An 11,976-nucleotide genomic window follows, 5' to 3' on the forward strand; every position below is an offset into this window, starting at 1 on the left:
CGAGCGCGGTGGCCTTGTGCACCGTCCGGACGGTGACGTACTGTACCGGCTGGACGGTATAGCCGTCGGTGGCACGGGGACGCCCCGGCCGCCGGCCCGCGCCGGGGAGTGGACCCGGTGCGCGTGCACGCCCCCGGACCCGCCCGGTCAGCGCGGAGCTCGAAAGGCCCACCGTGCCCTCGCACGCCCCCGACCCCGTCGTCACGCCCGACGCCCGCACGCCCGACGCCGCCCCCGACGCCCGCACGTCCGACGCCCGCACGCCCGACGTGCCGCCGCGCGCGGGTGCGCGGCAGTGGCTGGCGCTCGCCGTCCTCATGCTCCCCGTGCTCGTCGTCGCGATCGACAACACCGTGCTGTCCTTCGCGCTGCCGCAGATCAGCCTGGCGCTGCGCCCCACGGGCGAGCAGCTGCTGTGGATCGTCGACGTGTACCCGCTCATGCTGGCGGGCCTGCTCGTCACCATGGGCACGCTCGGCGACCGCGTCGGGCGTCGGCTGCTGCTGGTCGTCGGGGCCGCGGGGTTCGGCGTCGTGTCGCTGCTCGCGGCGTTCTCCACCGACGCGGCGCACCTCGTCGCCGCGCGTGCGCTGCTCGGCGTGTTCGGCGCGACGCTCATGCCGTCGACCCTGTCGCTGCTGCGCAACGTCTTCCTCGACCCCGGCCAGCGTCGCCTCGCGATCGCGGTCTGGGCCTCGGGGTTCTCCGGCGGGACCGTGCTGGGGCCCGTCGTCGGCGGCTGGCTGCTGCAGCACTTCACGTGGGGCTCGATCTTCCTCGTCAACGTGCCCGTCGTCGTGGTGCTGCTGGTGGCCGCGCCGCTGCTGCTCCCCGAGTCGCGCAACCCCCGCGCGGGCCGGCTCGACCCGCCCAGCGTGGTGCTGTCGGTCGTCGCGATGCTGCCGCTCGTGTTCGGCATCAAGCACGTCGCCTCCCACGGCGTCGACGTGGTCGGGACGGCCGCGGCCGCGGTCGGCGTCACCATGGCCGTCGTCTTCGTGCGCCGCCAGCGCCGCCTCGCCGCGCCGCTGCTCGACGTCTCGCTGTTCGGCAGGCCCGTGTTCTCGGCGTCGGTCGGTGCCAACTTCACGGCGTCCTTCGCGATCGCCGGGCTCGTGCTGTTCCTGTCGCAGCACCTGCAGCTCGTCGTCGGGCTCGACCCCGTCCGCGCGGGGTTCGCGCTGCTGCCGGGCGCCGTCGCGTCGATCGCGGCCGGGCTGCTCGCGGTGCGGCTCGCGCGCTCGTTGCCGCTGTGGGTCCTGGTGCCGGCCGGCATGCTGCTGGCCGTCGCGGGCTACACCCTGGGCACCGCGCTGGGCTCCGACCACCGCAGCGGGGTCGTCGTCGCGACGTTCGCCCTGGTGGGCGCGGGGGTGGGGCTCGCCGAGACGCTGACCAACGACGCGATCCTCGGGTCCGTCCCGCCCGAGCGCGCCGGCGCCGCGTCGGGCATCTCCGAGACGGCGTACGAGCTCGGGGCGTCGCTCGGCGTCGCCGTGCTGGGGTCCGTGCTCGCCGCCGTGTACCGGGCCGACCTGGTGCTGCCCGCCGGCCTGACGGACGCGCAGCGGGCCGACGCCGGCCAGACGCTCGGCGGTGCGGTCGGTCTCGCGGACGGCCTGCCGCCCGCACTGGCCGAGCAGGTGCTGACCTCGGCCCGTGACGCGTTCGGTCACGGCGTGGCCGTCACGTCCGGGCTCGGCGCGCTCGTGGTCGGCGTCGTGGCGCTCGTCGTGGGGGCGGTGCTGCGCCGCCACCGGTGAGCCGGCGCGGGGGGCCCTCAGCCGTCGAGCAGGGCCTCGACCCGGGCGACCTTGCCGTCGAGCTCCCCGGTGTGCCCGGGGCGGATGTCCGCCTTGAGCACCAGGCTCACCCGGTGGCCGTGCGCGCCGACGGCCTCGGTGGCCCGCCGGACCACGTCCATCACCTCGTCCCACTCACCCTCGATCGTGGTGAACATGGCGTCGGTCCGGTGCGGCAGCCCGGAGTCGCGGACGACCCGGACGGCGTCGGCGACGGCCTGGGAGACGGACTCGCCCGCACCGAGCGGGGCGACGGAGAAGGCGACGAGCACGGGTCCCACCCTGCCCGCAGCGGGCCCGCGCGTCCACCCGCGGGTGGACCCGGGGCCCCGGCACCCGGCCCCGCCGACGGACCCCACGTCCCCCGGACGACGGGCTGACCCGGCCCGGTCGGATGTGGGACAGTGGGCGGGCGACGACGCGCGCCCGGTCGGCACCGCGCCGGCGGGCGTGACGCCGTCCCGCCCGCCCCGCCGTGCAAGGAAGGCCCGGACGCGACATGCCGATCTTCGAGCTCGACGACGGGCGCCCACGCCTCGTCCAGCCGATGCAGCCGCTCGCCGGGTCGTTCGCCCAGGAGGTCACCGCGCTCGTCACCCACCACCTCGCCGCCATCGCGGGGGAGCCCCTGTTCGTCGTGCGGGCGCGTGGCGCGTCGGACCGGTCGGACCTGCCCGAGCTGCTCGCGCTCGACGCGTCGGGCCGTCCGGTGGTCGTGGCGGTCGCGCAGGTGCTCGACGAGGACGCGATCGTCGCCGCCCTGCGGCACGGGGGTGCGGCCGCGCGCATGACGACGGCCGACCTCGCGCGCGCCTACCACGCGGACCCGTCGCGGTTCGCCGTGGACTTCGCGGCGTTCCGCGAGCACGTGCCGTTCGGCGCGGGCGCCGCGCGGTCCCGCGGGGGCGTGCGTCTGCTGCTGCTGTGCTCGGAGGTCGCCGCGGAGGCCGCGGACGCCCTCGGGTTCCTGCGCGGCGGCGAGCACCAGGTCGACGTGATGCAGGTGGGCGTCGTGCGGGGCGACGAGCGTCGCCTGCTGGAGGTCTCCCCGCTCGCGCTGCACGAGGGGGTGCGTCGCACCGTCGAGCCGACGGCCCTGCGGCTGGTGCGCTCGAGCGAGGCGTTCGCGACCGCCATGGCGTACGAGCCGGAGCTCGAGCGCGGCCCCGGGTCCCCGGCCCCGCGCGGCCGGTCCCTGCCCACCGGCGAGCTGCGCGCGGTGACCCCGCCCGAGCGCACCGAGCCGCCCGCCCCCACGCCCATCGGCCGGCGCGGGAGCGTCACGGAGCCGACCCCGCTGCCGTTCCGGACCGCGGGGCCGACGGCCCAGCCGCCGGAGCCCCCCGCGGAGACCCCGCGGCACGGCGGCCCCGGCCGCCCCGACGTCACCGAGTGGCCGCGCGACACGTCGGTGCCGCCGTCCGCGTCCATGCTCGAGGGGCCGCCCACGCTGACGCCCGTCGCCGGCCTGCGCGCCGCGGTGGTCGACGGGCCCCGCACGTCGGAGGGCCGGCACGCCGGTGACGACGCACGGACCGGTGGCGACGCACGGGCCGGTGACGACGCACGGGCCGGGTCCGACGCCACGGCGGCGCCCGGCGGGCACGCGCTGGCCGGCAGCCCGACCGACGCACCCCCTGCGCCCCGCCCGGAGCGGCCCGGCTGGCCGTACCCCGCGCTGGCGACGCTCGCCAAGAGTCGGCGTGCCGTGACGACGCTCGTGTGGGTGCGCGAGCGTCGCGGGCAGCGGTTCTCGGCGCTGCTGCGCCCCGACGGCATGATCGAGCTGCCCGACGGCACGGTGCTGCCGGACCCGGACGACGCGGCGGCCGCGGTCTCGGGCGTCGAGGGCGTCGACGGCTGGCGTGCCTGGCGCCTGGGTGACGGCGGTCCCACGCTGTCGGAGGCCACGGGCGCGCTGTGACGCCCGGGCGGATCAGGACCAGCCGTAGGCCGCCAGCCAGCGGGTCAGCTCGGCGTAGAACCGCTCGCGGGCGGGGCGCGCCGACAGCGTGAGGTCGTGCATGCCGCCGGGCACGCGCACCACCGTCACCACGGTGCCCAGCTGGACCGCCCGCCGTGAGATCGCCTCCACGTCCAGCACGACGTCCGCGGACCGCATCTCCTCGCTCCACCGTGCGCTGATGAGCGTCCGGTCCGACATGGTCACCAGCACCGGCACGTCGATGCCCAGCCCGCGCGCGACCCCGGCGTGCCCGGCCATGACCGCGCTGAGCCATCCCGCGCGGACGGGGAACGACGGGGTGGGGCGCCACCGGTCGTCGACGGTCCAGTCCCCGCCGGTGGCGACGTCGATGGTGCGCGCGTAGTAGCCGGGGTCGATGTTGGGCAGCGCCGCCTTGGGGTTGAAGCGTGCGAGCCGGCTGATCGCCGGGGCCGACAGGTGCCGTGCCAGCGACGAGCCCTGCAGCTCGAGCCACGGGGAGTTCAGCACCAGGCCGCTCACGGCCCCCGGGTGGCGGGCGGCCCACAGGCTCAGCACCAGCCCACCGGTGGAGTGGCCCATGAGCATGACGCGCGCGACGGGCCCGAGCTCTGTGCGCACCACGGCGAGCGCCGCGCCGATCTCCTCGTCGTAGGTGCGCAGGTCGTCGACGTAGCCCGGGGTCTGGTGGGGCCGCAGCGAGCGGCCGGACTTGCGCAGGTCCAGCGCGTAGAACGCGGCGCCCTGCGCGCGCCAGAAGTGCGCGAGCGGCGTCTGGAAGAAGTAGTCCGACCAGCCGTGCACGTACAGGACCGCGCGCGCGGGGCGCAGGGCGGGGTCGGGGACGAGGCGCACCAGCGTGGCGGTGACCTCGCCCTCGTCGTCGTCCGCCAGGTCCAGGCGACGGGCCTCGAAGCCCTCGCCGAGCGCGTCGGGCGACCAGGTGGTGGTGAGCGTGGCGCCGTCCCAGCGGGCGGGCGGGACCGGCCCCGTCGGGGCCTCGGGGACCGGGCAGGCAGCCGCGTCCGTCGCGGCCCCGGCGTCGGCCGGGACGTCGGTGCTGCCGGGACCGGGTGACGACGTCACGCCTCAGACCTCGAGCACGATCTTGCCGACGTGCGCACCGGACGCCAGGCGGGCCAGCGCCTCGTGCGCGCGAGCCAGGGGGTACGTCGAGTCGACCAGCGGACGCACACCGGTCCGGGCCAGGAACGCGAGCACCTGCCCGAGCTCGTCCCGGGTGCCCATGGTCGCGCCGACGATGCTGATCTCCTGGAAGAACACCCGCGTCAGGGACGCCGGCTCCGGGTCGCCCGAGGTCAGCCCCGCCACGACGACCCGCCCGCCGGGCCGCACGGAACGCACGGAGTGCTCCCACGTCGCCCGCCCCACGGTCTCCAGCACGACGTCCACCCGGCCGACCCGCGCGCCCGGCTCGACGGCCTGCGCGGCCCCCAGCGCCAGGGCGCGCTCCCGCTTGGCGGCGTCGCGGCCGGTCACCACCATCTCGAGTCCCGCCGCGGCGCCGAGCTGCACGGCGGCCACCGACACGCCACCACCGGCGCCCTGCACCAGCACGCGCTGCCCCGGCTGCGCACCGCCCGAGCGGAACAGCATGCGGTACGCCGTCAGGTACGCGGTCGGCACGCACGCCGCCTCGACGAACGACAGCTCCGCGGGCTTGTCGACGAGGTTCCAGGCGGGGACGGCGACGCGCTCGGCGAACGTGCCGGGGTACCGCTCGGACAGCAGGCTGCGCGGCTCGTCCGCGGGGACCCCCCGGCCGTCGGGGCCGCCCACCACCGCGTGCACGACGACCTCCCGGCCGTCGGCCGTGACGCCGGCGGCGTCGGTGCCCAGCACCATCGGCAGCTGCTCGGCACGCAGTCCCACGCCGCGCAGCGACCACAGGTCGTGGTGGTTGAGCGAGGCGGCCCGGACGTCCACGACGCTCCAGCCGTCCGGTGCGGGCGGCTGCGGCGCGTCACCGACGTCCAGGCCGGTCAGCGGGTCGTCGGGGGAGAAGGACACGACGCGGGCGCAGAGCATGCCCCACGCTAGCCCGCCGGGGTCGCGCGGACCCGCCAGGAGGGCGGCCACCGCGCGTCGGGAGCCGCGGGGTGCGGCGGTCCGGTGCGGTCGGACGTCAGAGCAGCGGCAGCATGCGCCCGAGGTCGGGGACGGCGTCCGACGTGTAGCGCGCCTGCAGCGCGAGGGCCAGCTCGTCGACGTCGTACGGCGTGCGGCCGGTGGCCAGGCGCACCCAGCGCCGCGCGTCGACGACCTCCAGGTCCCACCCGCCGCGGGCGCGGACGATCGCCAGCAGCTCGTCCGCGACGAGCGCCAGCGCGCCGGGCTCCACCGGGTCGGCCACGGCGTCCGCGCCGCGCGCCCGCCGCACCGAGCGGTACAGGTCGTCACCGTGCACGACGAGCTCGACCAGGCGGGACACCGTCATGGTGGACAGTCGGACCGGGCCGCGGCGGGCCTGCACCACCGGGTCCCCGTCGCCCAGCGCGTCGAGGGCGGCGAAGCCCGCACGGGCGGACGCCGTGACGTACGCGACCGGGTCCGCGGCGTGCTCGGTCGCCAGGCGGCGGGTCGTCTCGGCGACGTCCTGCGCCCGGTTCCGGTACGACCCGAGGTACTCGCCCAGGGTCAGCGGGACGGTGCCCGCGGGCTGCGGCGTGCAGACCGCCAGCGCGTCCATCGCCCGGCCCAGGTGCGCCCACAGCTCGACGATGCTCCACCCGTCGAGGACCGACGCCTCCCGCCCCAGGCGCGGGTCCGCCATGAGCTCGACCCAGTCGTGCAGGCGCTCCCACTGGGCGCGCAGGGCGGTGGCGGCGGTCGCGACGTCGACGGACATGCGCCCATGGTGCCGTGCCGGTGGCGCGGACCGCACTCCTGCGCCGGGCGCGCCGGGCGTGTCAGTGCGGGCGGGCGGTCTCCCGCAGGAAGTCCGCGACGTGCCGGCCGACCTGGTCCTCCTCGATGAGGAAGCCGTCGTGCCCGTAGTCGGAGTGCACGTACCGGACCGGCCCCGACCCGGGGATCGCGGCCGCCACCCGCTCGGACTGCGCCGGGGTGAACAGCCGGTCGCTGTCGACCGCGATCACCAGGGCCCGCGCCGTGACCTGGGCGAGCGCAGCCTCCACCCCGCCGCGGTCGCGCCCCAGGTCGTGCGTGATCATGGTGCGCGTGAGCGTGACGTAGGTGTTGGCGTCGAACCGCCGGGACAGCTTGTCGCCGTGGTGGTCGAGGTACGACTGCACCGCGAACCGGCCGCCCTCCAGCGGGTCCTCGGCGCCCTGCGGGATGCGCCCGAACCGGGTGTCCAGCTCCGCGGCGGAGCGGTACGTCTGGTGGGCGATCTGCCGGGCGAGCCCGAGCCCGGCGTGCGGGCCCTCGCCGTCGGGCACGTCGTAGTAGTCGCCGCCGCGGTAGCGCGGGTCGGCGGTGATCGCGGCGAGCTGGGTGTGGAACCCGGCGATCTGGTCGCCCGACGTCTGCGCGCACGTCGCGATCGCGGCGATCGCGTCGACGCGGTCCGGCGCCGAGGCCGCCCACTCCAGCACGCGGTGCCCGCCCATGGAGGCACCGATGACCAGCGCCCACGAGTCGACGCCCAGCAGGTCCGCCAGGCGCAGCTCCGCCGCCACCTGGTCGCGGACGCTGAGCAGCGGGAACCGCCCGCCCCAGGGGCGCCCGTCGGGGGCGTCCGACGCGGGGCCCGTCGAGCCCTGGCACCCGCCCAGCACGTTGGGTGCGACGACGAACCAGCGGTCGGTGTCGATGGGCGCGCCCGGGCCCACCATCGACTGCCACCACCCGGGCGTCGGGTGCCCCGGACCCGCGTCACCGGTGACGTGCGAGTCGCCCGTGAGCGCGTGCAGCACCAGCACGGCGTTGCCGCCGTCCTCGTCCAGCTCGCCCCACGTCTCGTACGCCAGGCGGACGGCCGGCAGGCGACCGCCCGACTCCAGCTTCAGCGGACCCAGGTCGGCGAACTGCCGGCGGCCCGGGTCGGCGCCGTCGCGCCACGCCGCGCTCGCGGGCACGGGCGGTCGCTCGGGCAGCGGCCGGCGGCTGCCGAGCGTCCCGCCGCGGCGCGCGCGGCGCCCGACGAGCGGGTCCGGCACGTCGACCGGGCCCGCCCCCGGTCCCGACACCGCGGGCGTCGCACGCCGGGCGGGCGCGGGGGTGTCGGGGCGGGGGTCGGGTCGGGTCATCGTGCGAGCGCCTCTCGTCGGTGCTGCGGTCGGGGTCTCAGGCGCCCTTGGCCGCGCGGAACCCCGCGTCCAGGTCGGCGAGGATGTCGTCGATGTGCTCGATGCCCACCGCGAGGCGCACGAGTCCCGGGGTGACGCCCGAGAGCGCCTGCTGCTCGGGGGTCAGCTGGCTGTGCGTCGTCGAGGCGGGGTGGATCACCAGGGAGCGCACGTCACCGATGTTCGCGACGTTCGAGTGCAGCTCGAGCGCCGAGACGAACGCCTGCCCGGCCGCGGCGCCGCCGTCGAGCTCGAACGCCAGCACGGCGCCCGCGCCGCGCGGCGCGTACTTGAGCTGGTTGGCGTGCCACGGGCTGGACTCCAGGCCCGCGTAGTGCACGTGCCGGACCTCGTCGCGCGCCTCGAGCCACGCCGCGACCTTCTGCGCGTTCTCGACGTGCCGCTCGACGCGCAGCGACAGCGTCTCGATGCCCTGGGCGATGAGGAACGCGTTGAACGGGCTGATCGCCGCACCGAGGTCGCGCAGCAGCTGGACCCGTGCCTTGAGGATGTAGGACAGGTTGACCCCGAACGCCCCGCCGACGCCCAGGTCCCGTGCGAACACCAGGCCGTCGTACGACGGGTCGGGCGTGTTGAAGGCGGGGAACCGCTCGGGGTGCTGGGCGTAGTCGAACGTGCCGCCGTCGACGATCACGCCGCCGATCGCCGTGCCGTGCCCGCCCAGGTACTTGGTGGCCGAGTGCACGACCACGTCGGCGCCCCACTGCAGGGGGTTGATGAGGTACGGGGTGGCGACCGTGTTGTCGACCACGAGCGGCACGCCGTGCGCGTGGGCGACGTCGGCGACCAGCTCGATGTCGAGCACGTCGGACTTGGGGTTGGGGATCGTCTCGGCGAAGAACAGCTTGGTGTTCGGGCGGATCGCGTCGCGCCACGCCTGGGCGTCGTGCGGGTCGGTGACGAAGGTGGTCTCGATGCCGAACCGCGGCAGCGTGTGCTGCAGCAGGTTGTAGGTGCCGCCGTAGAGGCTGGGGGACGCGACGACGTGGTCGCCCGCCTGCGCGACGTTGAGGATCGCGAACGTCTCCGCGGCCTGGCCGGACGCGAGCAGCAGCGCGCCGACGCCGCCCTCGAGGCTCGCGATGCGGTTCTCCACGACCTCCTGGGTCGGGTTGTTGATGCGCGTGTAGATGGGCCCGAGCTCCTTGAGCGCGAACCGGTCCGCGGCCTGCTCGGCGGAGTCGAAGACGAAGGAGGTGGTCTGGTAGATCGGCAGCGCCCGGGCGCCCGTCGCGGCGTCGGCGGTCTGGCCGGCGTGCACCTGCCGGGTCTCGAAGCTCCAGCTCTCGTTGCTCATGGTGTGCTCCTCGCCGGCGGTGCCGGGTGGTCGGGGTGGGGGACTGTCACCCGAGGAGCGCGCCGTCGACGCCCGCCCCGCGGGGGGTCAGGGGAAGCGCACGTGCTGCTCCGGTGCCGACCGGTCGGTGGGTCCCGGCACCTTCGCCGGACCGCCGGCCCGTGGGCAGGGGGAACGTGCGCGGTCAGCGACACATTCGACGGAACATGCTCAGGAGACTACGGGGTCCGTCCCGCTCCGTGGCACGGACATCTCACACTTCGAGATCTCGGGTGGGGTCGGTCGTCGCGTGCCGGTGGGTCCGGCACCGGTACGCGTGCCGGGTCCCGCGACGGCGCCCCGGCTGCGTCGGCGCACGCGCCACCCGGCCGTCACCCGAACGGCCCCGGAGGTCTGTCCGGGTTGCTCCCGAACCACAACGATGTGACTTCTGGGACTGTTGTGACAGGTGTTCTCTTGTGGGAATCCCACAGGTAGCGTGCCCAACGTGCGTGACGGCGACGTGACACCCCAGCCCCGACCGGCCCCCGTGGACGGTCCCGGTGCGGCGTGCCTGCGTGCCGCCCGCCGCCCCGTCGCCCGACGCGTGCCGCGCCGCCTCGCGGTGCTGCCCGTCGGCCTGCTGACGCTCGGGCTCGTCGTCACGCCGGCCGCCGCCGCACCGTCCACGGACGACGTGCGCGAGGCCCGTGCCGGGGTGGCGCGGGCGCAGATGTCCGTGGCACAGCTCGAGGTGCGGCTCGCCGAGCTCGCGGCCTCCGCCGAGTCCGCCGAGGTCGTCGTCCAGACCGCCGCCGAGGACTACGCCCGGACCGTGGCCGACGCCGACGCGGCCCGGGCGCGCGCGGCCGACGCCTCCGGGCGCGCCGAGCACGCTGCCGCGGAGGCCGAGGAGGCGCGCCGCCGGCTGGTGACCTTCGCCCGGCAGCTCGCCCGCACCGGCGGGTCGGCCGACGTCCTCGAGGCCGCGCTGTCCGCCGACGGGTTCCAGGACGTCGCCCGCCGCACCACCGTCCTGGACCAGGTGACGGGCAAGGCCGACGACGCGGTGCAGGAGTACCAGGCCGCGCTGCTGGTCGCCGAGACCATGCAGCGGCGCTCCACCGACGCCGCGCAGGCCGCCGGCGCCGCCGCCGACGCCGCCGCGGACGCGCTCGCCCAGGCCGAGCGTGCGCAGACGGACGCCGACGCGTCGCTCGCCGCGGGCCGTGCCGAGCGTGACGGTCTCATCACCGCCCTGGCGGCGGCCCGGCAGACCAGCGCCGAGGTGGAGCGTGCCCGGCAGGACGCGCTCGACGCCGACCGGCGTGCCCGTGCGGAGGCCGCCGCGCAGGCGCAGCGGCTGCCCGCGGCCGGGACCGCACCCGCCCCGGGCGCACCCGCCCCCGGCGGCGGCTCGAACGGTGGCGGCACGGGCGGCACACGGCCCGCGGCCCCGGCTCCCGCGCCTGCCCCGGCTCCGGCACCTGCGCCCGCCCCGGCTCCTGCCCCGGCGCCCGCCCCGGCTCCTGCCCCCGCCCCCGCACCCGCGCCGGCCCCCGCTCCGGCCCCGTCCACGCCCTACGGCCTGGGCACCGGCACGTCGCGCGGATCGGCCGCGGCCGGTGCCGCGGCCGTCGCGTGGGCGCAGTCGAAGGTCGGCCTGCCGTACGTCTACGGCGGCACGGGCCCCGACGGGTACGACTGCTCGGGCCTGACGGGTGGCGCGTGGCGCGCCGCGGGTGTCGGCATCAACCGCACGTCGCGCGACCAGTACAAGCAGGTCCTCAAGATCTCGTACGACCAGCTGCGGCCCGGCGACCTCGTGTTCTGGGGTGACAACCCGGCCGACCCGAACTCGATCTACCACGTCGCGATGTGGGTGGGGGGCGGCCAGATCGTCGAGGCGTCCAAGCCCGGCGTGCCCTTGCGCGTCACGTCGATGCGCTGGTCCAAGACGATGCCGTTCGCCGGTCGCCCCTGACGCGACGGGCGCCACCGCCCCGACGTCCGCCGCGGCACGTCCCGGGAACGCCGAAGGGCGGCCCGGCGTACCGCCCGACCGCCCTCGTGCGCGACCCCGCGGGGCCGCCGTGCTCAGTGGTTGTAGCCGGAGTCGATCGCGCGCTGCCGCGACCGCTCGATCTCGGCCTCGGCGTCGGCGCGGCCCACCCAGTGGGCGCCCTCGACGGACTTGCCGGGCTCGAGGTCCTTGTAGACCTCGAAGAAGTGCTGGATCTCCAGGCGGTGGAAGTCGGACACGTCGTCGATGTCCTGGCGCCACGCGGCGCGCTGGTCGCCCGTCGGCACGCACAGCACCTTGTCGTCACCGCCGGCCTCGTCGCGCATGCGGAACATGCCCAGCGCGCGGCAGCGGATGAGGCAGCCGGGGAACGTGGGCTCCTCCAGCAGCACCAGGGCGTCCAACGGGTCCCCGTCCTCACCGAGGGTCCCCTCGATGAAGCCGTAGTCGTCGGGGTAGCGCGTCGAGGTGAAGAGCATCCGGTCGAGGCGGATCCGCCCCGTCGCGTGGTCCACCTCGTACTTGTTGCGCTGCCCCTTGGGGATCTCGATCGTGACGTCGAACTCCACTTGTTGCTTCCCTCCACGCGTCCCCGCCCCCCGGGCGGTGGTCGATCGACCTGTGGGCGCGTCGTCTCC

The 11,976-nt window shown here is 76.4% G+C and carries 10 protein-coding genes; 3 read left to right on the top strand and 7 right to left on the bottom strand.

The features are described from left to right. Positions 1-173 precede the first annotated feature (173 nt). Entirely contained in the window at positions 174-1,763 is a 1,590-nt protein-coding gene (locus BMZ16_RS11060; protein WP_369822543.1) for an MFS transporter, read from the top strand. Between the two features lie 17 nt (positions 1,764-1,780). Here BMZ16_RS11060 and BMZ16_RS11065 read toward each other — a convergent pair whose 3' ends face one another. Next, a complete protein-coding gene (locus BMZ16_RS11065) occupies positions 1,781-2,074 on the bottom strand; it encodes an MTH1187 family thiamine-binding protein (protein WP_089801049.1) in 294 nt (97 codons plus the stop codon). Positions 2,075-2,301: 227 nt separating this feature from the next. Here BMZ16_RS11065 and BMZ16_RS11070 point away from each other — a divergent pair, with 227 nt between their 5' ends. Beyond that, positions 2,302-3,726: a restriction system modified-DNA reader domain-containing protein gene (locus tag BMZ16_RS11070; RefSeq protein WP_089800431.1), complete on the top strand. Its 1,425-nt coding sequence runs from the start codon at positions 2,302-2,304 to the stop codon at positions 3,724-3,726. A 12-nt stretch (positions 3,727-3,738) separates the two neighbouring features. Here BMZ16_RS11070 and BMZ16_RS11075 read toward each other — a convergent pair whose 3' ends face one another. The 5 genes from BMZ16_RS11075 to BMZ16_RS11095 all read right to left on the bottom strand — a co-directional run bounded on the left by BMZ16_RS11075 (position 3,739) and on the right by BMZ16_RS11095 (position 9,336). Further along, the gene (locus BMZ16_RS11075; protein WP_089800433.1) at positions 3,739-4,833 is read right to left on the bottom strand and encodes an alpha/beta hydrolase; all 1,095 of its coding nucleotides are present in this window, start codon (positions 4,831-4,833) and stop codon (positions 3,739-3,741) included. A gap of 3 nt (positions 4,834-4,836) precedes the next feature. Next, positions 4,837-5,796, bottom strand: coding sequence for a zinc-binding dehydrogenase (locus BMZ16_RS11080; protein WP_089801051.1), 960 nt, complete (start codon positions 5,794-5,796; stop codon positions 4,837-4,839). A 97-nt stretch (positions 5,797-5,893) separates the two neighbouring features. Next, positions 5,894-6,616, bottom strand: a complete 723-nt coding sequence (locus BMZ16_RS11085) for a maleylpyruvate isomerase N-terminal domain-containing protein (RefSeq protein ID WP_089800435.1) — start codon at positions 6,614-6,616, stop codon at positions 5,894-5,896. A 61-nt stretch (positions 6,617-6,677) separates the two neighbouring features. Continuing rightward, on the bottom strand, positions 6,678-7,979 hold the full coding sequence (locus BMZ16_RS11090; RefSeq protein ID WP_089800436.1) for a homoserine O-acetyltransferase MetX: 1,302 nt from the start codon (positions 7,977-7,979) through the stop codon (positions 6,678-6,680). A 37-nt stretch (positions 7,980-8,016) separates the two neighbouring features. Next, positions 8,017-9,336: a bifunctional o-acetylhomoserine/o-acetylserine sulfhydrylase gene (locus BMZ16_RS11095; protein WP_089800438.1), complete on the bottom strand. Its 1,320-nt coding sequence runs from the start codon at positions 9,334-9,336 to the stop codon at positions 8,017-8,019. 487 nt (positions 9,337-9,823) lie between these two features. Here BMZ16_RS11095 and BMZ16_RS11100 point away from each other — a divergent pair, with 487 nt between their 5' ends. Then, the gene (locus tag BMZ16_RS11100; protein WP_255366573.1) at positions 9,824-11,299 is read left to right on the top strand and encodes a C40 family peptidase; all 1,476 of its coding nucleotides are present in this window, start codon (positions 9,824-9,826) and stop codon (positions 11,297-11,299) included. A gap of 113 nt (positions 11,300-11,412) precedes the next feature. Here the strand turns inward: BMZ16_RS11100 and BMZ16_RS11105 are convergent, their stop codons facing one another. Continuing rightward, entirely contained in the window at positions 11,413-11,907 is a 495-nt protein-coding gene (locus tag BMZ16_RS11105) for an inorganic diphosphatase (RefSeq protein ID WP_089800440.1), read from the bottom strand. Between the last annotated feature and the right edge of the window lie 69 nt (positions 11,908-11,976).

Source organism: Cellulomonas sp. KH9 (assembly GCF_900114185.1).
GTDB lineage: Bacteria > Actinomycetota > Actinomycetes > Actinomycetales > Cellulomonadaceae > Cellulomonas.